At 55.9% G+C, this 24,982-nt stretch carries 21 protein-coding genes; 13 read left to right on the plus strand and 8 right to left on the minus strand.

From position 1 onward, the window contains the following. Positions 1–23: 23 nt before the first annotated feature. On the minus strand, positions 24–818 hold the full coding sequence (locus OKF39_RS00520; RefSeq protein ID WP_032644939.1) for a DeoR/GlpR family DNA-binding transcription regulator: 795 nt from the start codon (positions 816–818) through the stop codon (positions 24–26). A 34-nt stretch (positions 819–852) separates the two neighbouring features. Continuing rightward, the gene (locus OKF39_RS00525; protein ID WP_193542546.1) at positions 853–1,749 is read right to left on the minus strand and encodes a sugar kinase; all 897 of its coding nucleotides are present in this window, start codon (positions 1,747–1,749) and stop codon (positions 853–855) included. A 155-nt stretch (positions 1,750–1,904) separates the two neighbouring features. Here OKF39_RS00525 and yihU point away from each other — a divergent pair, with 155 nt between their 5' ends. The 7 genes from yihU to ompL all read left to right on the plus strand — a co-directional run bounded on the left by yihU (position 1,905) and on the right by ompL (position 10,642). Next, positions 1,905–2,795, plus strand: a complete 891-nt coding sequence (gene yihU, locus OKF39_RS00530; protein ID WP_219260562.1) for a sulfolactaldehyde 3-reductase — start codon at positions 1,905–1,907, stop codon at positions 2,793–2,795. A 17-nt stretch (positions 2,796–2,812) separates the two neighbouring features. After that, positions 2,813–3,688 carry a sulfofructosephosphate aldolase gene (yihT, locus tag OKF39_RS00535; RefSeq protein WP_102750838.1) on the plus strand — a complete coding sequence of 292 codons (876 nt, stop codon included), beginning with the start codon at positions 2,813–2,815 and terminating at the stop codon, positions 3,686–3,688. Positions 3,689–3,702: 14 nt separating this feature from the next. Next, complete coding sequence (gene yihS / locus OKF39_RS00540) at positions 3,703–4,944, plus strand: sulfoquinovose isomerase (protein WP_102750839.1); 1,242 nt, start codon at positions 3,703–3,705, stop codon at positions 4,942–4,944. Between the two features lie 16 nt (positions 4,945–4,960). Then, positions 4,961–6,985, plus strand: a complete 2,025-nt coding sequence (locus OKF39_RS00545) for an alpha-glucosidase (RefSeq protein WP_479983395.1) — start codon at positions 4,961–4,963, stop codon at positions 6,983–6,985. 45 nt (positions 6,986–7,030) lie between these two features. Further along, positions 7,031–8,413 carry an MFS transporter gene (locus tag OKF39_RS00550; protein WP_022649848.1) on the plus strand — a complete coding sequence of 461 codons (1,383 nt, stop codon included), beginning with the start codon at positions 7,031–7,033 and terminating at the stop codon, positions 8,411–8,413. A gap of 43 nt (positions 8,414–8,456) precedes the next feature. Continuing rightward, positions 8,457–9,881, plus strand: coding sequence for an MFS transporter (locus OKF39_RS00555; RefSeq protein WP_069733771.1), 1,425 nt, complete (start codon positions 8,457–8,459; stop codon positions 9,879–9,881). A gap of 74 nt (positions 9,882–9,955) precedes the next feature. Then, entirely contained in the window at positions 9,956–10,642 is a 687-nt protein-coding gene (ompL, locus tag OKF39_RS00560) for a porin OmpL (protein WP_045260222.1), read from the plus strand. 51 nt (positions 10,643–10,693) lie between these two features. Here ompL and typA read toward each other — a convergent pair whose 3' ends face one another. Continuing rightward, on the minus strand, positions 10,694–12,517 hold the full coding sequence (gene typA, locus OKF39_RS00565) for a ribosome-dependent GTPase TypA (protein WP_028014891.1): 1,824 nt from the start codon (positions 12,515–12,517) through the stop codon (positions 10,694–10,696). Positions 12,518–12,895: 378 nt separating this feature from the next. Here typA and glnA point away from each other — a divergent pair, with 378 nt between their 5' ends. From glnA to OKF39_RS00585, 4 genes are all read left to right on the plus strand, one after another. Further along, positions 12,896–14,305, plus strand: a complete 1,410-nt coding sequence (gene glnA, locus OKF39_RS00570; RefSeq protein ID WP_008501856.1) for a glutamate--ammonia ligase — start codon at positions 12,896–12,898, stop codon at positions 14,303–14,305. 169 nt (positions 14,306–14,474) lie between these two features. After that, the gene (gene glnL, locus OKF39_RS00575) at positions 14,475–15,524 is read left to right on the plus strand and encodes a nitrogen regulation protein NR(II) (protein WP_014172250.1); all 1,050 of its coding nucleotides are present in this window, start codon (positions 14,475–14,477) and stop codon (positions 15,522–15,524) included. Positions 15,525–15,535: 11 nt separating this feature from the next. Next, the gene (glnG, locus tag OKF39_RS00580) at positions 15,536–16,948 is read left to right on the plus strand and encodes a nitrogen regulation protein NR(I) (protein ID WP_479983396.1); all 1,413 of its coding nucleotides are present in this window, start codon (positions 15,536–15,538) and stop codon (positions 16,946–16,948) included. 110 nt (positions 16,949–17,058) lie between these two features. Next, positions 17,059–17,169 carry a YshB family small membrane protein gene (locus OKF39_RS00585; protein ID WP_017382667.1) on the plus strand — a complete coding sequence of 37 codons (111 nt, stop codon included), beginning with the start codon at positions 17,059–17,061 and terminating at the stop codon, positions 17,167–17,169. A gap of 53 nt (positions 17,170–17,222) precedes the next feature. Here the strand turns inward: OKF39_RS00585 and hemN are convergent, their stop codons facing one another. Together hemN and yihI are read right to left on the minus strand one after the other, a co-directional pair. Then, the gene (hemN, locus tag OKF39_RS00590) at positions 17,223–18,596 is read right to left on the minus strand and encodes an oxygen-independent coproporphyrinogen III oxidase (protein WP_479983397.1); all 1,374 of its coding nucleotides are present in this window, start codon (positions 18,594–18,596) and stop codon (positions 17,223–17,225) included. 188 nt (positions 18,597–18,784) lie between these two features. Continuing rightward, entirely contained in the window at positions 18,785–19,300 is a 516-nt protein-coding gene (gene yihI, locus OKF39_RS00595) for a Der GTPase-activating protein YihI (RefSeq protein ID WP_028014895.1), read from the minus strand. Positions 19,301–19,876: 576 nt separating this feature from the next. On the opposite strand from yihI, the gene yihA reads away from it, so the two are divergent. Next, positions 19,877–20,506: a ribosome biogenesis GTP-binding protein YihA/YsxC gene (yihA, locus tag OKF39_RS00600; RefSeq protein WP_045630625.1), complete on the plus strand. Its 630-nt coding sequence runs from the start codon at positions 19,877–19,879 to the stop codon at positions 20,504–20,506. Between the two features lie 98 nt (positions 20,507–20,604). Here the strand turns inward: yihA and spfP are convergent, their stop codons facing one another. The 3 genes from spfP to OKF39_RS00615 all read right to left on the minus strand — a co-directional run bounded on the left by spfP (position 20,605) and on the right by OKF39_RS00615 (position 24,212). Then, positions 20,605–20,652: a small protein SpfP gene (gene spfP, locus OKF39_RS00605; protein ID WP_071892919.1), complete on the minus strand. Its 48-nt coding sequence runs from the start codon at positions 20,650–20,652 to the stop codon at positions 20,605–20,607. 166 nt (positions 20,653–20,818) lie between these two features. After that, positions 20,819–23,611, minus strand: a complete 2,793-nt coding sequence (gene polA / locus OKF39_RS00610; RefSeq protein WP_126327363.1) for a DNA polymerase I — start codon at positions 23,609–23,611, stop codon at positions 20,819–20,821. A gap of 361 nt (positions 23,612–23,972) precedes the next feature. After that, on the minus strand, positions 23,973–24,212 hold the full coding sequence (locus tag OKF39_RS00615; protein WP_479983825.1) for a hypothetical protein: 240 nt from the start codon (positions 24,210–24,212) through the stop codon (positions 23,973–23,975). On the opposite strand from OKF39_RS00615, the gene OKF39_RS00620 reads away from it, so the two are divergent. After that, positions 24,109–24,960 carry an acyltransferase gene (locus tag OKF39_RS00620; protein ID WP_252039398.1) on the plus strand — a complete coding sequence of 284 codons (852 nt, stop codon included), beginning with the start codon at positions 24,109–24,111 and terminating at the stop codon, positions 24,958–24,960. The two genes, OKF39_RS00615 and OKF39_RS00620, sit on opposite strands and share 104 nt — an antisense overlap. Positions 24,961–24,982 lie beyond the last annotated feature (22 nt).

The following is a 24,982-nucleotide window of genomic DNA, read 5'->3' on the forward strand; positions in this document are numbered from 1 at the left end:
TGAGAAATCAGCGGCTTTTTGCTTCAGGCGATATCATCGCTGGTACAGGCCAGCACCGTTTCAACCTTGCTGGATTTCAGATGATTTTGCAGCGCCGAGCCGGGCATCTCATCGGTGAAAAGAGCCGTTGTCTGCGCCACGTTGCCAATTTCCACCGCGGCGGATGCGTTAAATTTCGTATGATCGGCCGCCAGTAAAATGTGGCGGGAGTGGGCCATCATGGTTTTCACCACGCTGGCTTCATTCACGTCAAACTCCATCATCGCGCCGTCGTGCTCAATCGCCCCGACGCTGGTCACGAGATAGTCCGCCCGAAAACCAGACACAAACGCCGTCGCCGCAGGCCCGATAATGCCGCCGTTGTGCGGGCGCAGCGTGCCGCCCGGCACCATCACTTCAAAGCGCGGGTTCTTATACAGAATATGCGCCACCCGCAGGCTGTTGGTGATGATGCGCAGATGATTATGGTTAAGCAGCGCCCGGGCAACGTGCTCTACGGTCGTGCCGATGGTGATGAAAATAGTTGAGCCGTCGGGAATATAGTCCGCAATCGCCTCGGCAATCGCCCGCTTCTCTTCGGTAAGCGACACTTCGCGCTGTTCGAACGCCGTGTTTACCACGCTGGATGCCCTGCCCGCGCCGCCGTGATGACGCGTGATCAGCCCCTGCTCGCTGAGCTTACGGATATCCCGGCGCACCGTTTGCGTCGACACGTCCAGCAGCTGCGCCAGTTCATCAATGTTCATATAGCCGCGATCGGCAATCAGCGTCAGCAGCTGATCGTGACGCGGGTTGCCGGTCAGTTCGGTAAGGCTCATGGGCTGTCCTCTGAAAACCATCACGCTCCGCATTTTATACAAAAAGTGACAAAAAAGAGCGGGTTTGATCACAGTCGGGTATACCCGCGCGCCCGCCGGGCTTTGTGCATTTCAGGGCTGCGACGGCGCTGGCAAAACGCACGGCGTCTGCGGCGGTGGATTGCTGTCCCAGGCTGAACGCCAGCGCGCCGTGGAAAACGTCGCCCGCGCCGGTGGTATCCACCACGTTCACCTCAAAGCCGGATTGATGACACAAGGCGCTGTTTTCCAGCCAGTAGCAGCCGTCTCGCCCCTGAGTGACATACACATGTCCATTTGTGAGCATTTGTGCTTTTTTAAGAGCATCTTCTGCTTTATCCAACTGAGTTAGTCGCCGCAGGCCCGGCGCGGAGAAGGCCGCGTGGTCGCTTAAGGCTATCAGCTCCGCGATGTCCTGCGGGGTAACGTCGGCATCAAGCAAAGTAGGAACGCCCTGCTGACGGGCCAGGGTAAACGCCTGTTTTGCCCCGTCATGCCAGCGCACGTCTGCTAACACGATATCCCATTGCGAGAAGTCGATTTCATGCAGCCAGTCTGCCGTGGCAGGGAGATCGGGGCTGGGATAGTTGGCAATCACTCGTTCTCCGCCCGCGTCCACCAGCACCGCCGATTGTGACGATCGGGCACCCTTAAATACGCGGGTGTAACGGGTCTTCACCCCCAGGGATTCCAGCTCCGCAAGCAGCCGTCTGCCGGTATCGTCGTCCCCCACCCGGCCAATAAAATCCACTTCCGCACCCAGTTTTGCCGCGGCCACCGCCGCCGTGGCCGCCGGGCCACCGCCCACTTCCGTATAGTCTTTCGCGACATATTTCCCTCCTTCCTTAGGTAAATCATCGAGATACCAGATGCGATCCAGCACGGTAATGCCGACACAAACGATGCGAGTCATGGTGATTCCTTCTGCGATTTCTGATGCCTTCATTTTAATTTCACCAAATGTTTAAAAAGTGACCCGTGTCAATTTTTTGACTATAAATTACAAATACGATCAAAAACAGACAACACAAACGCGCAGAAATTGACACGATGTGACAGGAGAGAGGCATGTCAGCAATCGCATTTATCGGTTTAGGGCAGATGGGCGCGCCAATGGCGAAGAATCTGTTGAATCAAGGCCACCAGCTTAACGTGTTTGACGTGAACCCGCAGGCGGTTCAGGCGCTGGTAGAGAGCGGCGCACGGGCGGCGGCTACGCCTGCTCAGGCCGCAACGGATGCCGAATTCGTCATCACCATGCTGCCAAACGGCGACCTGGTGCGCAGCGTGCTGTTCGGCGAGCACGGCGTGTGCGAAGGGTTATCCCGCGACGCGCTGGTGATTGATATGTCCACCATCCACCCGCTGCAAACCGACGCGCTGATCCGCGATATGGCTGAACGCGGCTTCAGCCTGATGGACGTGCCCGTGGGACGCACGTCTGACCATGCCATCGCCGGCACGCTGCTCCTGCTGGCGGGCGGCACCGCGCAGCAGGTGGAACGCGCCACCCCCGTCTTAATGGCGATGGGCAATGAGCTGATTAACGCCGGCGGGCCAGGCATGGGCATCCGCGTGAAGCTCATCAATAACTACATGAGCATCGCCCTGAACGCGCTTTCCGCCGAGGCGGCCGTGCTGTGTGAAGCGCTTGGCCTCTCCTTTGACGTGGCGCTGAAGGTGATGAACGGCACGCCGGCGGGTAAAGGTCACTTCACCACCTCATGGCCGAACAAGGTGTTGAAAGGCGATCTTTCCCCGGCCTTCATGATCGACCTTGCGCATAAAGATCTGGGGATCGCCCTGGACGTGGCTAACCAGCTCCACGTTCCGATGCCGCTGGGCGCGGCGTCCCGCGAAGTTTACAACCAGGCACGCGCCGCCGGGCGCGGGCGCGAAGACTGGACGGCCATTCTTGAACAGGTTCGCGCATCTGCCGGGCTGAAAAAATCACACTGATACGAAAGGACTGAGGAATGACGATGTACACCCTGAAAGATATCACCCGACCTTCCGGCGGTTTTGCAATGCTGGCCGTGGATCAGCGCGAAGCGATGCGCCTGATGTTTGCCGCCGCAGGCGCGCCGGTGCCGGTAACCGACCAGCACCTGACGGATTTTAAGGTCAACGCGGCGAAGATTCTGTCGCCGTACGCCTCTGCCATTCTCGTCGACCAGCAGTTCTGCTATCGCCAGATTGTGGAGCAGCAGGCCGTAGCCAACAGCTGCGCGATGATTGTGGCGGCCGACGAGTTTATTCCGGGGAACGGTATTCCGGTCGACAGCGTGGTGATCGACAAAAGCATCGACGCCCAGGCGGTCAAACGCGACGGCGGCAAGGCGCTGAAGCTGCTGGTGCTGTGGCGTAGCGATGAAGATCCGCAGCAGCGCCTGGAGATGGTGAAAGCGTTCAATACGCTGTGCCACGACAACGGGCTGCTGAGCATTATCGAGCCGGTGGTGCGTCCGCCGCGTCGCGGAGCCGCGTTTAACCGCGAACAGGCGATTATCGATGCGGCCAAAGAGCTGGGCGACAGCGGTGCCGACCTCTACAAGGTGGAGATGCCGCTGTTTGGTAAGGGCACGCAGCAGGAACTGCTGACGGCCTCGCAGAAGCTGAACGAGAACATCGCTATGCCGTGGGTGATCCTCTCCTCCGGTGTGGACGATAAGCTGTTCCCGCGCGCCGTGAGCGTGGCGATGCAGGCGGGGGCATCGGGCTTTTTAGCCGGTCGCGCCGTCTGGTCATCGGTGATTGGCCTGCCGGATACCGAGCTGATGCTGCGTGATATTTCCGTACCAAAACTTCAGCGTCTGGGTGAGATCGTCGACGAAATGATGGCTCGCCGTTAAGAAAGGACCCGAACATGAAATGGTTTAACACCCTGAGCCACAACCGCTGGCTCGAACAAGAGACCGACCGCATTCTCGATTTCGGCAAAAACGCCGCCGTACCGACCGGCTTTGGCTGGCTGGGCAATAACGGGCAGGTTCGCAGCGATATGGGCACCCATCTGTGGATCACCGCCCGCATGCTGCACGTGTACGCGGTGGCGGCAAACATGGGCCGTCCCGGCGCGTATACCCTGGTTGAGCACGGCATTAATGCACTCAACGGCCCGCTGCGCGACAAACAGCACGGCGGCTGGTACGCCTGCGTAAACGATGAAGGCGTAATTGATGCCTCCAAGCAGGGCTATCAGCACTTCTTCGTCCTGCTGGGCGCGGCGAGCGCCGTCACCACCGGCCACCCGCAGGCACGCAAGCTGCTGGACGATGCCATCGAGGTGATTGAGCGCTACTTCTGGAGCGAACAGGAGCAAATGTGCCTCGAGTCCTGGGATGAAGCCTTCAGCAAAACGGAAGATTACCGCGGCGGTAACGCCAACATGCACGCCGTGGAAGCCTTCCTGATTGTCTATGACGTGACCCACGACCGGAAATGGCTCGACCGCGCCCTGCGCATCGCCTCGGTGATTATTCACGACGTGGCGCGCAAAGGTGAGTATCGCGTTAACGAGCATTTCGACACCGACTGGAACCCAATCCGCGATTACAACATCGATAACCCTGCTCACCGCTTCCGCGCCTACGGCGGCACGCCGGGGCACTGGATTGAGTGGGGCCGCCTGATGCTGCATCTGCGCGCCGCGCTGGAAGCGCGCTTTGAAACCCCGCCGGAGTGGCTGCTGGAAGATGCAAAAGGCCTGTTCCACGCCACCATCCGCGACGCCTGGGCACCCGACGGCGCCGACGGGTTTGTCTACTCCGTGGGCTGGGACGGCAAGCCTATCGTGCGGGAACGCGTGCGCTGGCCAATCGTCGAGGCGATGGGCACGGCCTATGCCCTCTATACCGTGACCGGCGAGGCGCAGTACGAAGCCTGGTATCAGAAGTGGTGGGATTACTGCATCAAGTACCTGATGGATTACGAAAACGGTTCCTGGTGGCAGGAGCTGGACACCAATAACGAAGTGACCACCAAAGTCTGGGACGGCAAGCAGGATATTTACCATCTGCTGCACTGCCTGGTGATCCCCCGCCTGCCGCTGGCGCCGGGCTTAGCGCCTGCCGTCGCCGCCGGATTGCTGGACAGCCAGGCCAAATAATAAAGACGGAGTTTTTATGCGTACCCTACACAATATTGACCTGAAAAATAACGAACGTGGCTTCACCCTGCGCTGGCAGGATCGCCTGATTTTATCCCACTCCGAAGAAGCGCCTTGCCTGTGGATCGGCGCAGGCGAGGCCGATATCGAGATGTTTCGCGGCAACTTCAGCATTAAAGACAAGCTCAACGAAAAGATTGCCCTGACGGACGCGACCGTCACGCAGCAAAGCGTGGGCTGGGCCATCCGCTTTACCCGCGGCGATGCGGTGAGCGCCACCCTGCTGGTGGGCGTGGATGCGGAAGGCCGTCTGGAGCTGAAACTGAAAAATGATGCTCCCGGCCATAACCGCATCTGGCTGCGGCTGGCGGCGCAGCCGGAAGATCATATCTACGGCTGCGGCGAGCAATTCTCGTACTTCGACCTGCGCGGCAAGCCGTTCCCGCTTTGGACCAGCGAGCAGGGCGTGGGGCGCAACAAGCAGACCTACGTCACCTGGCAGGCCGACTGCAAAGAGAACGCGGGTGGTGACTACTACTGGACCTTCTTCCCGCAGCCTACCTTCGTGAGCACCCAGAAGTACTACTGCCACGTGGATAACAGCTGCTACATGAACTTTGACTTCAGCGCGCCGGATTTCCACGAGCTGGCGTTCTGGGAAGATAACGCCACGCTGCGCTTCGAATGTGCGGAAACGTACGTCGATCTGCTGGAAAAACTGACCGGCCTGCTGGGACGTCAGCCGGAGCTGCCGGACTGGGTTTACGACGGCGTGACGCTGGGCATCCAGGGCGGCACCGAGGTGTGCCAGCAGAAGCTCGACGCCATGCGCGAGGGCGGCGTGAAGGTGAACGGCATCTGGGCGCAGGACTGGTCCGGCATCCGCATGACCTCCTTCGGCAAACGCGTGATGTGGAACTGGAAGTGGAACAGCGAGCTCTATCCGCAGCTTGATGAGCGGATTGCGAAGTGGAAACAGGAAGGGGTGCAGTTCCTCTCCTATATCAACCCGTACGTCGCCAGCGATAAAGATCTCTGCGAAGAGGCGGCGAAACGCGGCTATCTGACCAAAAACGCCGACGGTGAAGACTACCACGTTGAGTTCGGCGAGTTTTACGCGGGCGTTATCGACCTGACCAACCCGGAAGCCTACGGCTGGTACAAAGAGGTCATTAAAAAGAACCTGATCGAACTGGGCTGCGGCGGCTGGATGGCCGATTTCGGGGAATATCTGCCGACCGACACCTTCCTGCATAACGGCGTGAGCGCAGAGATCATGCATAACGCCTGGCCTGCCCTGTGGGCCAAATGTAACTACGAAGCGCTTCAGGAGACCGGCAAGCTCGGGGAGATCCTGTTCTTCATGCGCGCGGGCTACACCGGCAGCCAGAAGCACTCGGTGATGATGTGGGCGGGGGATCAGAACGTCGACTGGAGCCTGGACGACGGCCTGGCGTCCGTCATCCCTGCGGCGCTGTCGCTGGCGATGACCGGGCACGGCCTGCACCACAGCGACATCGGCGGCTACACCACCCTGTTCGAGATGAAGCGCAGCAAGGAGCTGCTGCTGCGCTGGTGCGACTTCAGCGCCTTTACGCCGATGATGCGTACCCACGAGGGCAACCGCCCTGGCGACAACTGGCAGTTCGACGGCGATGCGGAAACCATCGCGCACTTCGCGCGCATGACCACCGTGTTCACCACCCTGAAGCCGTACATCAAAGCTGCGGTTGCGCAGAACGCGAAAAGCGGCCTGCCGGTGATGCGTCCGCTGTTCCTGCACTACGAGGACGACGCGCGCGCCTACACGCTGAAATACCAGTACCTGTTTGGCCGCGATCTGCTGGTGGCACCGGTTCATGAAGAGGGCCGCCGGGACTGGTCGCTTTATCTGCCGCAGGACAGCTGGGTCAATGCGTGGACCGGGGAAACCTGCCAGGGCGGTGACGTGACCGTTGATGCCCCGATCGGCAAGCCGCCGGTCTTCTATCGCCAGCACAGCGAATGGGCAGATCTGTTTAGCACCTTACGTGATATCTGATAAGGCTCGCCCGCAGGGAAACCTGCGGGCAGACGGAGAACAATAATGAGTCAACATACTTCCGATCCGGCAACCCTACGCCTGCCGTTTAAAGAAAAACTCGCCTACGGGATGGGCGATCTCGGCTCTAACATCCTGCTGGATATCGGCACGCTCTATTTGCTGAAGTTTTACACCGACGTGCTGGGGCTGCCCGGCACCTACGGCGGGATTATCTTCCTGATTGCGAAGTTTTTTACCGCCTTCACCGATATGGGCACCGGTATCATGCTCGACTCCCGGCGCAAGATTGGCCCGAAAGGGAAATTCCGCCCGTTCGTGCTGTATGCCGCCTTCCCGGTGACCTTGCTGGCAATTGCCAACTTCGTCGGTACGCCATTTGAGATGACCGGCAAAACGGTGATGGCAACGGTGCTGTTCATGCTGTACGGCCTGTTCTTCAGCATGATGAACTGCTCTTACGGCGCGATGGTGCCCGCCATCACCAAAAACCCGGACGAGCGCGCCTCGCTGGCCGCCTGGCGTCAGGGCGGCGCTACGCTGGGCCTGCTGCTTTGTACGGTGGGCTTTGTCCCGGTGATGAACCTGATTGAGGGTAACGACCAGCTTGGCTACATCTTTGCCGCCACCCTCTTCTCGCTGTTCGGCCTGTTCTTTATGTGGTGGTGCTATAAGGGCGTTACCGAGCGTTACGTCGAGACGCAGCCTGCCAACCCGGCGCAAAAGCCGGGGCTGTTGCAGTCGTTTCGCGCCATTGCCGGGAACCGCCCGCTGTTTATCCTGTGTATCGCGAACCTGTGCACGCTGGGCGCGTTTAACGTTAAGCTCGCCATTCAGGTCTACTACACGCAGTACGTGCTGAACGACCCGATCCTGCTGTCGTACATGGGCTTCTTCAGCATGGGCTGTATTTTTATCGGCGTCTTTATGATGCCCGGCGCGGTGCGGCGCTTCGGCAAGAAAAAGGTCTATATCAGCGGGCTGGCAATTTGGGTGGCGGGCGATCTGCTTAACTACTTCTTCGGCGGCGGCTCGGTGAGCTTTGTGGCGTTTTCCTGCCTGGCGTTCTTCGGCTCCGCGTTCGTGAACAGTCTGAACTGGGCGCTGGTATCCGATACCGTGGAATACGGCGAGTGGCGCACCGGCGTGCGCTCCGAAGGGACGGTCTACACCGGCTTTACCTTCTTCAGGAAGGTATCCCAGGCGCTGGCCGGCTTCTTCCCGGGGATCATGCTCACGCAGATCGGCTATGTGCCGAACGTGGTGCAGTCCGCCGGGACGGTTGAAGGGCTGCGGCAGCTGATATTTATCTATCCGAGCCTGCTGGCGGTCATCACCATCGTGGCGATGGGCTGCTTCTACAACCTCAACGAGAAGATGTATGTGCGCATCGTGGAAGAGATCGAACTGCGCAAACGTACGGCCTAAATGACGTGATAGAGCGCCCTGCGGGGCGCTCTGAGGATCGACCATGACATACAATACTGATCCGTTAACCCTGAAATTGAGCCTGCGAGAGAAGTGCGCCTACGGGATGGGCGATTTTGGCTCGAATCTGATGCTGTGTATTGGCACGCTGTATTTGCTGAAGTTTTACACCGATGAACTGGGGATGCCCGCGTTTTACGGCGGCATTATTTTCCTGGTGGCGAAGTTTTTTACCGCGTTCACCGACATGCTGACCGGGGTGCTGCTGGATTCCCGGCGTAACATTGGCCCGAGGGGGAAGTTCCGGCCATTCATACTTTACGCCTCCGTCCCGGTGGCGCTGGTCGCGACGGCGCAGTTTATGGCCAACGACTTTAGCCTGACGGTCAAAACGGCGCTCGCCACCGTGCTCTTCATGATGTTTGGGCTCTGCTACAGCCTGATGAACTGTGCCTACGGTGCGATGGTCCCTGCCATCACCAAAAACCCGAACGAGCGCGCGCAGCTGGCGGCGTGGCGACAGGGCGGCGCCACGGTGGGGCTGTTGCTCTGCACCGTCGGCTTTATGCCCATTCAGGCGCTGTTCGTCCACCAGCCCTCCCTCGGCTATCTGGTGGCTGCGCTGGTGTTCGTCACCGGCGGCCTGTTCTGCATGTGGTGGTGCTACAGCGGGGTGAAAGAGCGCTATGTCGAGATAACGCCCGATCACCATAAGCCCGGCATTCTGAAATCGTTCTGCGCGATTTTCCGCAATCCGCCGCTGCTGGTGCTGTGCATTGCCAACCTGTGTACTCTCGCCGCGTTCAACATCAAGCTGGCGATTCAGGTCTATTACACCCAGTACGTGCTGAACGACCTGCATCTGCTGTCGTGGATGGGCTTTTTCAGCATGGGCTGCATTCTGATTGGCGTGTTTCTGGTGCCCGGCGCGGTGAAGCGCTTTGGCAAGAAGCCGGTCTATCTGGGCGGGCTGGCGCTGTGGGCGGTGGGCGACGTGCTGAACTTCTTCTGGGGAACCAGCTCCCTGCTGTTCGTGCTGTTTTCCTGCATGGCCTTTTTCGGCACCGCGTTTGTGAACAGCCTGAACTGGGCGCTGGTGCCGGATACCGTTGATTACGGCGAGTGGAAAACCGGCATTCGCGCCGAGGGATCGGTTTACACCGGCTACACCTTCTCGCGCAAAATCTCCGCCGCTCTCGCCGGCTTCCTGCCCGGCATCATGCTGACCCAGATCGGCTACGTTCCGCACGCCGTGCAGAGCGCGGGCACGCTGCTGGGTTTGCGTCAGCTTATTTTCCTCTGGCCGTGCGGCCTGGCAATCGTCGCCGCCGTGACCATGGGGCTGTTTTATAAACTCAACGAAGCGCGCTTCGCCTTTATTATCGAGGAGATTGGAAAACGGAAAAAACAGTCAGCGAATACCCCTGAGATAACACCCAACAATAAAGCGTCAGCAGTCACTTTATAACAATAAATTCGGCCCGTATTTCCTTCCTGTTCATCAGGAGGGAGGCCTTTCTGTACCTGATACATGGACAAATTATGAAAAGAATCATCACTGTACTGATCGTGTCGTCTGTGTCCTGCCCGGTATTCGCCGGGGCATATGTTGAAACCCGTGAAGCCTACAATACGGCCTCTGAGCTGCACGAAGTGATCCTGCGTGCCGGCTATAACTTCGATATGGGCGCGGGGTTGATGTTCACCAACGCCTACAACGTGGGGAGGTGGGATGAGCTCAAGCACAGCTATAACGAAATAGAGGGGTGGTATCCGCTCTTTAAACCGACGGACAAACTCACCTTCCAGCCGGGCGGGTTGATCAACGACAGCAGCGCCGGTTCGGGTGGCGCGGTTTATTTAGATACCAACTATAAATTCACGGACGGGTTTAATCTGACGTTCCGCTATCGCTATAACCATAACAATTACGATACGCCGGACTATAACGGGCAGATGGATAAGAACGACACGCACGAATTCGCCAACTACTGGAATTTCAAGGTGACGGATGCGTTTTTCTACACCTTTGAGCCGCATTTTTTCCAGCGGATAAATGATTACCACAGCAAAAATGGCAAAGACCATCACTGGGAAATTACCAACAAGTTCAGCTATAAGATCGACAGAAACTGGCTGCCGTACCTCGAACTCCAGTGGCTGGACAGATGGAATGATTACAACCGCGAGCAGTACAGGATCCGCCTGGGGTTACGTTATTCGTTCTAATAAAAAAGCCGCTGATTTCTCAGCGGCTTTTTTTACTACGGATTGACCGTATTAGTCTTCTTTCGCACCGCGCATAGCACGTTTACGATCGTTCTCGGTCAGGTGACGTTTACGGATACGAATTGACTGTGGAGTCACTTCTACCAGTTCGTCATCATCAATGAACTCCAGAGCCTGCTCCAGGGTCATCTTGATCGGTGGAACCAGAACCGTTGCTTCGTCAGTACCGGACGCACGCATGTTGGTCAGCTTCTTACCGGTCAGGCAGTTTACCGTCAGGTCGTTAGAACGGCTGTGAATACCGATGATCTGGCCTTCGTAAACTTCAGCACCGTGACCCAGGAACAGCTTACCGCGATCCTGCAGACCGAACAGCGCAAACGCAACCGCTTTACCCTGACCGTTGGAGATCAGTACGCCGTTGTTACGCTGGCCCACTTCGCCCGGACGAACGTCGTCGTAGTGGCTGAAGGTGGAATACAGCAGGCCGGTACCGGAGGTCATGGTCATGAACTCAGAACGGAAGCCGATCAGGCCACGGCTTGGGATCACGTAGTCGAGACGTACGCGGCCTTTACCGTCTGGATTCATGTTTTTCAGGTCGCCTTTACGCTCGCCCAGTGCCTGCATCACAGAGCCCTGGTGCTGCTCTTCTACGTCCAGCGTTACGTTTTCGAACGGCTCTTGTTTACGGCCATCGATTTCACGGAAGATTACTTTCGGACGGGAAACCGCCATCTCGAAACCTTCACGACGCATGTTTTCGATCAGAACAGACAGGTGCAGCTCACCACGACCGGAAACGCGGAATGCATCAGCGTCTTCGGTTTCTTCAACGCGCAGCGCAACGTTGTGCACCAGCTCTTTGTTCAGACGGTCAAGGATCTGACGAGAGGTAACGAACTTACCTTCTTTACCACAGAACGGAGAGGTGTTGACGTTGAAGAACATGGATACGGTTGGTTCATCAACGGACAGGGCTGGCAGCGCTTCGACGTTCTGCGGATCGCAGATGGTGTCGGAGATGTTCAGTTCACCCAGACCGGTGATCGCGATGATGTCGCCCGCTTCAGCGATGTCGCTCTCGATACGCTCAAGACCCAGGTGAGTCAGGACTTTACCGACTTTACCGTTACGGGTTTTGCCTTCGCTATCGATGATAGTGACCTGCTGGTTAGGCTTCACTTTACCGCGCTTGATACGGCCAATGCCGATTACGCCAACGTAGTTGTTGTAGTCGAGCTGGGAGATCTGCATCTGCAGGGTGCCTTCCAGGTCAACGTTTGGCGCAGGAACACGGTCAACAATCGCCTGATACAGCGGGGTCATGTCTTCAGCCATGTCTTCGTGGTCCAGACCTGCGATACCGTTCAGCGCAGAGGCGTAAACGATAGGGAAGTCCAGCTGCTCGTCGGTCGCGTCGAGGTTAACGAACAGGTCGAAGACCTGGTCAACAACCCAGTCAGGACGCGCGCCAGGGCGGTCAACTTTGTTGATAACAACGATTGGCTTCAGACCATGGGCAAAAGCTTTTTTGGTCACGAAGCGCGTCTGTGGCATTGGGCCATCCATTGCGTCAACGACCAGCAGAACGGAGTCTACCATGGACATTACACGTTCAACTTCACCACCGAAGTCGGCGTGCCCTGGGGTATCAACGATGTTGATACGGTAGTCATTCCATTTAATCGCGGTGTTTTTCGCGAGGATGGTAATCCCACGCTCTTTCTCCAAATCGTTGGAGTCCATCACGCGTTCTTGGGTTTCGGCACGCGCATCAAACGTACCGGATTGCTGCAGCAGCTTATCAACCAGGGTAGTTTTACCATGGTCAACGTGCGCGATGATGGCGATGTTACGCAAATTTTCGATCACAACTTTGCCTCAGGCATTTAGAAATAGCGCGTTATTGTACACGGATTAATCGCACTACAAAACAGGATCACAAACATCCCCCGCAAACAAGTATTGCAGAGATGCTTTGTGATCGCTTTCACGGAGCGGTAAAAGGGCACTTTAACGTAAATTGCACCAATATGGTGCTTAATGTTCACATTGAAGCACTATACTGGTGCAAAAAATCCATCATGGTGCAGCCCTTTTGCACTATGGTGCGCATGATAACGCCTTTTTGGGGTGTTTTAAAAGTTGGCACAGATTTCGCTTTATAAAAAATACATGGCAACAGCCAGTACCAACAGAAATTGAAGACCTCGTTACCACGACGACAATGACCAATCTGGAGAGTTAAGTATGTCCGCTGAACACGTTTTGACGATGCTGAACGAACATGAAGTGAAGTTTGTTGATCTGCGCTTCACCGATACCAAAGGTAAAGAACAGCACGTCACAATCCCTGCTCATCAGGTGAACGCCGAATTCTTTGAAGAAGGCAAAATGTTTGACGGCTCCTCCATTGGTGGCTGGAAAGGCATTAACGAATCCGACATGGTTCTGATGCCAGACGCAACCACAGCGGTCATTGATCCGTTCTTCGAAGAACCAACTCTGATCATTCGCTGCGACATCCTCGAGCCAGGCACGCTGCAGGGCTACGACCGCGACCCACGTTCTATCGCTAAACGCGCTGAAGAGTACCTGCGTTCCACCGGCATCGCGGACACCGTTCTGTTCGGGCCAGAGCCAGAGTTCTTCCTGTTCGACGACATCCGCTTCGGTGCCTCTATTTCTGGCTCCCACGTGGCTATCGACGACATCGAAGGCGCATGGAACTCTTCCACCAAATACGAAGGTGGTAACAAAGGTCACCGTCCTGGTGTGAAAGGCGGTTACTTCCCGGTTCCTCCGGTCGACTCTGCACAGGATATCCGTTCCACCATGTGTCTGGTGATGGAAGAGATGGGCCTGGTTGTTGAAGCGCACCACCACGAAGTGGCGACTGCGGGTCAGAACGAAGTGGCAACCCGCTTCAACACCATGACCAAAAAAGCGGACGAAATTCAGATCTACAAATACGTTGTGCACAACGTTGCGCACCGTTTCGGTAAAACCGCGACCTTCATGCCAAAACCAATGTTTGGCGACAACGGTTCCGGTATGCACTGCCACATGTCTCTGTCCAAGAACGGTACCAACCTGTTCTCTGGCGACAAATATGCCGGTCTGTCCGAGCAGGCGCTGTATTACATCGGTGGTGTTATCAAACACGCTAAAGCGATCAACGCCCTGGCGAACCCAACCACTAACTCCTACAAGCGTCTGGTCCCGGGCTACGAAGCCCCAGTTATGCTGGCCTACTCTGCGCGTAACCGTTCTGCTTCCATCCGTATCCCGGTGGTGGCGTCTCCGAAAGCGCGTCGTATCGAAGTGCGCTTCCCGGACCCAGCGGCTAACCCATACCTGTGCTTCGCAGCGCTGCTGATGGCCGGTCTGGACGGTATCAAGAACAAGATCCACCCAGGCGAAGCGATGGACAAAAACCTGTACGACCTGCCGCCAGAAGAAGCGAAAGAGATCCCACAGGTTGCTGGCTCTCTGGAAGAAGCCCTGCAGGCGCTGGATGCAGACCGCGAGTTCCTGACTGCGGGTGGCGTATTCACTGACGACGCTATCGATGCTTACATCGCCCTGCGTACTGAAGAGAACGACCGCGTGCGTATGACTCCGCATCCGGTTGAGTTCGAACTGTACTACAGCGTTTAATTTAGTTGTTTTACCCGGCGTCAAAAGCGCCGGGGGTAGTTGCCGTGGAAACTTTTAGCCCATCTCCGGATGGGCTTTTTTCTCCACCAACAACCTGATCTCACGCGCTTTTTACGCCGAAACCGCTATACTGCACTAAAACAGTGCAACGACTCCAGGAGACTGCTGAATGGCAACTGGCACGCTGCCCGATGCTGGGCAGATCCTCAATTCTTTGATTAACAGCATTCTGCTGGTCGACGACGAGCTGGCCGTCCATTACGCCAACCCGGCGGCGCAACAGCTGCTCGCCCAGAGTTCCCGCAAACTGTTTGGCACCCCGCTTCCTGAGTTGTTGAGCTATTTCTCGCTGAATATTGGCCTGATGCAGGAAAGTTTGCAGGCCGGTCAGGGGTTCACCGATAACGAAGTCACGCTGGTGATCGACGGGCGCTCACATATTCTTTCCCTTACTGCGCAACGTTTGCCGGAAGGACTGATCCTGCTGGAAATGGCGCCGATGGATAATCAGCGTCGCCTGAGCCAGGAGCAGCTTCAGCATGCGCAGCAAATTGCCGCCCGTGACCTGGTGCGCGGTCTGGCGCATGAAATCAAAAACCCGCTGGGTGGGTTACGCGGCGCGGCGCAGCTTCTGACCAAAGCCCTGCCCGACCCTGCGCTGGCGGAGTATACCAACGTCATCATTGAGCAGGCGGACCGCCTGCGTAACCTGGTCGATCGCCTGCTCGGGCCGCAGCAGCCGGGTATGCACGTTTCAGAAAGCATTCATAAAGTCGCTGAACGGGTGGTGAAGCTCGTCTCCATGGAGCTGCCGGAGAACGTCACGCTGGTGCGTGATTACGACCCAAGCCTGCCGGAACTGGCGCATGACCCGGACCAGATTGAGCAGGTTCTGCTGAATATTGTGCGCAATGCCCTGCAGGCGCTGGGGCCGGAAGGCGGCGAGATTATTTTACGCACCCGCACCGCCTTCCAGCTTACGCTGCACGGCGTGCGCTATCGTCTGGCGGCACGCATCGACGTTGAGGATAACGGGCCTGGCATTCCTTCTCATCTGCAGGACACCCTGTTCTACCCAATGGTAAGCGGGCGCGAAGGCGGTACGGGACTGGGCTTATCTATCGCCCGCAGCTTGATCGATCAGCACTCCGGAAAAATTGAATTTACCAGTTGGCCGGGACATACCGAGTTTTCGGTTTTCCTGCCGATTAAAAAATAAAGGTGACGTTTATGCAACGAGGGATAGTCTGGGTAGTCGATGACGATAGCTCCATCCGTTGGGTGCTTGAACGCGCGCTCACAGGGGCAGGTTTAAGCTGCACGACGTTTGAGAGCGGCAGCGAGGTGCTCGACGCACTCACCACCAAAACGCCGGACGTTCTGCTGTCGGATATTCGCATGCCGGGCATGGACGGGCTGGCGCTGTTAAAGCAGATCAAACAGCGCCATCCTATGCTTCCGGTCATCATAATGACGGCTCATTCCGACCTGGATGCCGCGGTGAGCGCCTATCAGCAAGGGGCGTTCGATTACCTGCCCAAACCGTTTGATATCGACGAAGCGGTGGCGCTGGTTGAGCGCGCGATTAGCCACTACCAGGAGCAACAACAGCCGCGCCACGCACCCGATTATGGGCCAACCACCGACATCATCGGCGAAGCGCCGGCGATGCAGGACGTGTTTCGCATTATTGGCCGTCTGTCCCGCTCGTCCATCAGCGTGTTGATTAACGGGGAATCGGGTACAGGTAAAGAGCTGGTGGCGCATGCGTTACATCGCCACAGCCCGCGGGCAAAAGCGCCGTTTATCGCCCTGAACATGGCGGCGATCCCGAAGGATTTGATTGAGTCCGAGCTGTTCGGCCACGAAAAAGGGGCGTTTACCGGCGCGAATACCATTCGCCAGGGGCGCTTTGAGCAGGCTGACGGCGGCACGCTGTTCTTGGACGAGATCGGCGATATGCCGCTGGACGTTCAAACTCGCCTGCTGCGCGTGCTGGCCGACGGGCAGTTTTACCGCGTGGGCGGCTACGCGCCGGTGAAGGTGGACGTGCGTATTATCGCCGCGACGCACCAGAACCTGGAGCTGCGCGTGCAGGAGGGCAAATTCCGTGAGGATTTATTCCATCGCCTGAATGTGATCCGCGTCCACCTGCCGCCGTTGCGCGAGCGTCGGGAAGATATCCCGCGCCTGGCGCGTCATTTCCTGCAGGTGGCGGCCCGCGAGCTGGGCGTGGAAGCCAAGCAGCTTCACCCGGAAACCGATGCCGCCCTCACCCGTCTGGCGTGGCCGGGCAACGTACGCCAGCTGGAAAACACCTGCCGCTGGCTGACCGTGATGGCCGCCGGACAGGAAGTGTTGATTCAGGATCTCCCTGCCGAACTGTTTGAGGCCACCGCGCCCGAAAGCAGCACCGGGCACGCGCTGCCGGACAGCTGGGCAACGCTGCTGGCGCAGTGGGCCGACCGCGCGCTGCGTTCCGGTCATCAAAACCTGCTGTCTGAGGCTCAGCCAGAGATGGAGCGTACGCTGTTGACCACCGCGCTTCGTCATACGCAGGGCCATAAGCAGGAAGCCGCGCGCCTGCTGGGATGGGGACGTAATACCCTGACGCGTAAGCTGAAAGAGCTGGGAATGGAGTGATCGTACGCCGCTGTGTAAAGGTTACTAATTGAGCGCAAATTGCCGTTATTTTGCGCTTTACTGTTCCGATGAGTTTTGTATGATCGTGCCCGGAAATTGGGGGAACCATCATGCTGGAATCATTAGTGACTTTACTGTCGAGCGGAGCAGCTGAAAGCCACACGCCGCAAACCGCTGTTGCTGCGGTATTATGTGCGGCGCTGGTTGGGCTGTTTAGCTAGCAGGTTAAAATGTAAAAGCCGGGTAGCGGCTTCGCCTTACCCGGCTTTGCGCCTTAAATCACCCGTGAAAACTGCTGCATACGCGCCTTCTGGCGCAGATACGCGTCAAAGCACATGCAGATATTACGGATCAACAGACGCCCTTTCGGCGTGACCTCAATCGCGTTCTCCGACACATCCACCAGCCCGTCTTTCGCCAGCGGCGCAATCAGCTTCAGGTCTTCCGCAAAATATTCGCTGAATGTCAGATTCCACTGTGCTTCCACGTCGCTAAAGTCGAGACGGAAGTTGCAGATAAGCGCCTTAATCACATCACGACGAATGCAGTCGTCACGGGTCAGCGCGATGCCGCGCCATAGCGCGTTGCCGGTTGCATCAACCTGCTGGTAGTAGAGCTTCAGCTCTTTCTGGTTCTGCGCGTAGCTATCACCGATCATGCTGATGGCGGAGACACCCATGCCGAGCAGATCGGTATCGCCCTGAGTGGTGTAACCCTGGAAGTTGCGGTGCAGAACGCCGTCACGCTGGGCAATCGCCAGCTCGTCATCCGGACGGGCAAAGTGATCCATGCCGATAAATTGATAGCCGCTCTCCGTCAGAGAGGTGATAGTTTCCTGCAGGATATCCAGCTTCTGCTGGGCAGAAGGCAGATCGGCATCTTTGATTTTGCGCTGGGCGGCAAATAGCGTCGGCAGGTGCGCATAGTTAAAGACGCTCAGGCGGTCTGGGCTAAGTTCAGCCACGCGCTTCAGCGTGAAGGCGAAGCTCTCCGGCGTCTGCTTTGGCAGGCCGTAAATCAGGTCGATGTTGGTCGAGGTAAAGCCGATATCACGCGCGTGGTTGAGTAAGGCGAAGATAAATTCCTCGTCCTGCTCGCGGTTGACCAGACGCTGCACCTCTTTATTGAAATCCTGCACGCCCATGCTCAGACGATTAAAGCCTTCGGCGCGTAAGTGATCCAGTACATCCAGCTCAATTTCACGCGGATCGACTTCGATCGAGATTTCATCGTCGTCGTTAAAATTGAAATTTCCGCGCAGCAGCGTCATCAGGCGGCTTATTTGCGCCTTATTGAGATACGTTGGCGTGCCGCCCCCCCAGTGAAGCTGGCTGACGTGACGACCTTTAAATAGCGGCGCGCGGTGCACAATTTCCTGTTCGAGCGCATCGAGGTATTGGTCGGCTTTATGGTGCTGACGGGTCACGATTTTATTGCAGCCGCAGAAGTAGCAGAGCTTGTGGCAGAACGGAATATGGACGTAGAGCGACAGCGGACGCTCTGGATAGCGCGCGACGGCCTGCTGAAAATCCTCCTCGCCGAAGGCATCGGAGAACTCCAGCGCGGTGGGGTATGAGGTATAACGCGGCCCGGAATAGTTATACTTCTGGATTAGGGCCAAATCCCAGTCGATAGTTGGTGCTGACATGCTCACTCCTTCCGTTGGTGTCGCGTTCGTATACGGCGGCCCGTTCTGGCCCCATCGCGGGCCATCATTCGGGTGCGCAGCCACTTCTGTCGCCGCGACAACCGCCGTAGTTTAACGAATAACCACACCAGATAACATATAACCGGAAGGGTTATAAGCAGGACTATCGTGCCTGCCGGGTGCAAATGTTAGTTTCCACCTTTCAGAAGACGCATCATATCTTCCTGCTTTTCTTCTTCCTCTTCGTCGTCTTCGTCATCGTAAGACAGACCCAGCTTCTGCATCAGCTCATCAATGCGGTCCAGTTTGGCATCTACCCATGACTGCTCTTCGGCGGTCAGGGTTTCACCCTCTTCAAGACGTTCCAGCAGCGCGTCCAGGCGCTCATCGTTCTCCAGCATATCCAGCTCAGCCTGCGGTGAAAGCATAGGTTTCTCGCTCTTTGGTTTGTGCTGCTTAGTGACCGGGGTGTCTGTCACGCCCAGTGGAATGGGAGTTTTACTGCCGATACGAGGGTCTTTCTGCTGTTTGCCTTTTGCAGAAGCGCCCGCTGCACCACCGCCGTTTGCACGGCTACCCGCAGCATGACCGCGATGTTTTTTGTCGCGTTTGCGGTCGCGCGCTTCCTGGTTCAGTTCTTCGCGCGTTTTGCGGCGTGCTTTTGCAGGGCGTTTCGCGCCCGCAGCGGAGGTTGGTTTTTTCATGATGTTTTATCTTAAAGTCGTTTTCTTCAGTATAGAATTGCGGCGAAATCTAGCAGAAAGCAAGCAAAGAAAAAAGGCGACAGAGCAATCTGTCGCCTTTTTCCTGACTCACAACCCTTAACGGGTCAGACATTCCATGTTTACCAACAACACACCCTGTTTATCCTTTGGCTGATACCGTCCGTGTATGGTTCCATTTCCTGTTAAAACGCCTCCAGGCGCTGGTCGTCCTGACTATCCTGCGTCTTCGCCTCCTGGCGCTCCTGACCCTAATCCTTAAGTCGATTTCCTGTTGGCTTCCTCGCCTTGCCGCATACTTTACCTTGTTCCGTTAAACTAACAAGCAACGAAACGGTACAAATACGGATTTTCAGATAATTACCTGGAAATAAGATTATGATTTAAAACAGTTTGCATTTTTTGACGCCTGCGAATTCTCTGAAATCTACCATAGCAACATTAGCCGATCTCTTACAGCCGTTTGGGCATTCGCCTGCAAGCCTCGTGCAATGAGAAAAGCCTTTTGCCCGCATTCGGGTATAATCCCTCCAGATTACGATTTTTGGAGACGACCACGTGACTACCTGGAACTACCAACAGACGCATTTTGTCACCAGTGCGCCCGATATTCGCCACCTGCCTTCTGATACCGGTATTGAAGTGGCATTCGCTGGCCGCTCAAATGCGGGGAAATCCAGCGCCCTGAATACGCTGACCAATCAGAAAAACCTGGCGCGTACCTCAAAAACACCTGGCCGTACCCAGCTGATTAACCTCTTCGAAGTGGCTGAAGGCAAACGCCTCGTAGACTTGCCGGGATACGGTTATGCGCAGGTGCCTGAAGAGATGAAGATCAAGTGGCAGCGTGCGCTGGGCGAATACCTGGAAAAACGCCTGTGCCTGAAAGGTCTGGTGGTGCTGATGGATATTCGTCACCCGCTAAAAGATCTCGATCAGCAGATGATCGACTGGGCCGTAGCAAGCGATATCGCCGTGCTGGTGCTGCTGACGAAAGCCGACAAGCTGGCAAGCGGCGCGCGTAAAGCGCAGGTGAATATGGTTCGCGAAGCGGTACTGGCCTTCAATGGCGATGTACAGGTTGAGCCTTTTTCTTCGCTGAAAAAACAGGGCGTGGACAAGCTGCGTCAGAAGCTCGACAGCTGGTTTAACGAGCTGGAACCCGCGACGGAAGCGGAAGAAGAGTAATACCGAGCGCGGCGATGTCCGCGCTTTTTTTTGCCCGAACTTTTCTTTGCCGCAATAAAAAACGCCCCAGTCAGTACTGACTGGGGCGGCTAAAATATTCAGCCAAATCCGATTACGTGAAGTAAAAGGTCTGAAAGATAGAACATCTTACCTCTGTACCCTACGTCGATAACTCTACCCCTTTTTTTGCTGTAGAAAAAGCACTTTTTGTAGTTTTTTTTCATTCTTTACATAGGGAATTCTAATGATCGTCACAAAACGCGCGTTGTTATGTTGCTAACTTACATAAAAAGCGCGTTATTCAAAGAACCTTTAGTGAGCCTGATCCCAGTTTTCACCGCTTCCCACCTCCACCAGCAACGGCACGTCCAGCGTCATGCTGCTTTCCATGAGTTCATGGATCTTTTTCGACACAATATCGAGATCGTCTTTGTGCACTTCAAACACCAGTTCATCGTGTACCTGCATGATCATTTTCACGCGCGGCTTCTCTTTTTCCAGCCAGGCATCAACGGCGATCATTGCGCGCTTGATGATGTCCGCTGCGGTACCCTGCATCGGGGCGTTGATCGCCGCACGCTCTGCGCCAGCGCGGCGCGCCGCGTTGCTGGATTTGATGTCCGGAAGATAGAGACGACGGCCATCCAGGGTTTCAACGTAACCTTTCTCTTTCGCCTGCGCGCGGGTGCGTTCCATATATTCCAGAACGCCCGGATAACGCTCGAAGTAAAGATCCATATACTTCTGCGACTCTTTGCGCGGAATGTTTAGCTGGCGTGAAAGGCCAAACGCGCTCATGCCGTAAATTAGACCGAAGTTGATCGCTTTTGCACTGCGGCGCTGTTCGTTGGTCACGTTGTCCAGCGGTAAACCAAAGACCTCCGCCGCGGTCGCCCGGTGGATGTCTTTTCCTTCCGCAAATGCCGTCAGCAGACCTTTATCGCGGGACAGGTGCGCCATAATGCGCAGTTCAATTTGCGAGTAGTCAGCCGAGACAATCAGGTAGTCATCAGGAGCTATAAAGGCCTGACGAATGCGGCGCCCTTCCTCATTACGCACCGGAATGTTCTGCAGGTTAGGATCGGTTGACGAGAGACGCCCGGTTGCCGCTACCGCCTGATGATACGACGTGTGCACGCGGCCCGTTTTCGGGTTGATCATCAGCGGAAGTTTGTCCGTGTAGGTAGACTTCAGCTTCGCGAGACCACGGTACTGCAGAATCACTTTTGGCAGCGGGTAGTCCAGCGCCAGCTCTTCCAGCACCTCTTCAGAGGTTGACGGCGCGCCGCCAGGGGTTTTCTTCAGCGGCTTGATGCCCTGCTTTTCAAACAGAATAGTTTGCAGCTGTTTCGGTGAAGAGAGGTTAAACGGCTCGCCGGCAAGGTCATGCGCTTTCTGCTCGAGCTCGGTCAAACGCTGCGCGAGCTCGCCAGAGTGGTTATGCAGCACCGTTGGATCGATCTTAACGCCATTGCGTTCGATACGGGACAGCACGGGCACCAGCGGCATTTCAATATGCTGGAATACGTTCAGCGGACCTTCGTGCTTCTGCAGTTTTGGCCACATCTTCAGATGCAGTTGCAGCGTGACGTCGGCATCTTCCGCCGCGTAGCGCCCTGCTTCTTCAAGAGCAATCTGGTTAAAGGTGAGCTGATTTTTCCCTTTACCGGCAATCTCTTCAAAGGTAATGGTTTTGTGCTTGAGCCAGCGGTCAGATAAGGAATCCATATCATGGCGGCCCGCCACGCTGTCCAGAATGTAGGATTCGAGCATAGTGTCAAAGGCAATCCCGCGCAGCTCAATGCCGTAGTTCTGCAGAATGCCGCGGTCGTACTTGAGGTTTTGACCAACCTTCAGCGCCTTTTCGTCTTCCAGAATCGGCTTCAGTAGCTCGAGCGCGCGCTCGCGGGAGATCTGCTCCGGCGCATCCAGGTAGTCGTGCGCCACGGGAACGTAGGCGGCAATACCCGGCTCTGTCGCAAAGGACAATCCCACCATATTGGCTGAGATGTTGTCGAGGCTGTCTGTTTCGGTGTCAAAGGCAAAGACCGGCGCTTTTTTCAGTTTCTCGATCCAGGCGATCAGTTGTGACTCTTCCAGAATGGTTTCGTAGTTGTCGAAGGAGAGCGCTGCGGCTTCTTCTTCCGCCTGATCTTCGGCATCAACGACAATCGTCTCTTTCGGCTTAGCAGCAGGTTTGGCCCCTTTTGCCTGCAGCCATTTACCGGCCTCCACGTCAGTGGTCCAGCGCTTGAATTCGTATTTCTTAAACAGGCTCAGCAGGTCGTCAGCGGAAGGCTGTTGCACTTCCAGCTGCTCACAGCCCAGCTCCAGTTCCACATCGGTTTTGATTGTTGCCAGCTTATAGGAGAGATAAGCCACCTCTTTGTTCTCTTCCAGCTTCCCGGCCATGGTTTTTGCGCCACGGAAGGAAAGTCCGGCGATTTTGTCTGGTTCAGCGTAGAGCGTGTCCAGACCACCCAGCCCCTGAAGCAGCGCCTGCGCGGTTTTTTCACCGACGCCAGGAACGCCAGGAATGTTATCCGAGGAGTCGCCCATCAACGCGAGGAAGTCGATAATCAGCTCTGGCGGCACGCCATACTTAGTGACTACTTCTTCTGGCCCCAGAATGGTGTTGGTCATGGTGTTGATCAGGGTAATACCTGGCGTCACCAGCTGCGCCATATCTTTATCACCGGTGCTGATCAGCACCGGACGGCCCATTTTTTCAGCTTCACGCGCCAGCGTACCGATGACGTCGTCAGCCTCCACGCCAGAGACGGCCAGCAGCGGCAAGCCCATTGCTTTCACCATGGCGTGCAGCGGCTCAATCTGCGCACGCAGATCGTCAGGCATTGGCGGACGATGGGATTTGTAATGTTCGAACAGTTCATCGCGGAAGGTTTTGCCTTTCGCATCAAAAACGACAGCCGCATGGGTGGGCTGATACTGAAGAATCAGGCTGCGCAGCATGTTCAGCACGCCGTACATCGCGCCGGTAGGTTCCCCTGCGCTATTGGTCAGAGGAGGAAACGCATGGTACGCCCGATACAGGTAAGAAGAGCCGTCGACGAGAATAAGTGGGTTTTCTGGGATCTGAACCATAATGTCCGTGCCTTTAATCAATTTATGCGTAAAGGATGCCACAGAAGGATGAAAACATCAGTTATTCAGGTTCGATACAGGAAAAGATTTTGCGATCGTGAGGATCGCTCGCAAAATTCAAACTGTGGATAAGTTTGTGAATATTTTCACTTCAAATGAAAAACAGATACTAAAAGTAGGCACGCGTTGAGAATAAATTATTACATATCATAATGTTAACAACTAACACTGCATGAAAATAGCCTGCTGATGGCAATTTAGTCTATGTGGATATAAGTCCTGATTAGCGCACAATATTAGAGAAATCTTCTGCTTCAGGGGAAAAGCCGTCTATTGACGATATGAAAGCGCCATAATTTTGTCACTTTTCTGATAAAATCAGCCCCCAGCGCCGTATCATCGGCCGGTCCATTAAAGCTAACCACCTGAAAAAGCTCATCATGTCGAGATTGCTCACTGCAATAACATTACCGCTAAGCATCATTTTAACTATTCTGGTGACGATTGCGTGTTCTGTGCCAATCATTATCGCCGGGGTCGTTAAACTGCTGCTGCCTGTGCCTGCGGTGTGGCGATCCGTCTCTGCGTTTTGTAATTTCATGATGTATTGCTGGTGTGAAGGGCTAGCGATCCTGCTGTGCCTGAATCCGCATCTGAAGTGGGATGTCGAAGGGCTGGAGAGCCTCAACAAAAAGAACTGGTACCTGCTGATTTGCAATCATCACAGCTGGGCGGACATCGTGGTGTTATGCGTGCTTTTTCGCAAACATATCCCGATGAACAAGTACTTCCTGAAGCAGCAGCTCGCCTGGGTGCCCTTTATCGGGCTGGCCTGCTGGGCGCTTGATATGCCGTTTATGAAACGCTATTCGCGCAGCTATCTGATTCGTCATCCGGAGCGTCGCGGTAAGGATGTGGAGACCACGCGCCGCTCCTGTGAAAAGTTTCGCGCACATCCAACGACCATCGTGAACTTTGTTGAAGGCTCACGGTTTACGGAAGATAAACGTCAACAAACACGCTCCCCTTATCAGAACCTGCTTCCGCCAAAGGCGGCGGGTATTGCGATGGCACTTAACGTGCTGGGTGCACAGTTCGATAAACTTCTGAACGTTACGCTCTGCTATCCGGAAAATGACAGGACGCCATTCTTCGATATGCTCAGCGGCAAGCTGACGCGGATTGTTGTTCGGGTGAATTTAGTGCCGATCGATGCCGGGCTGCACGGTGACTACGTTAACGATAAGAATTTTAAACGTGGTTTCCAGCAGTGGCTTAATACGCTCTGGAAAGAGAAAGACGAACAGATAGACAGCATTAAATCTTCATACAAAAACGCCGGTCAGTGACCGGCGTTTTCATATCAACGAA

Source organism: Enterobacter cloacae complex sp. HYC042_NIDB, assembly GCF_056673315.1.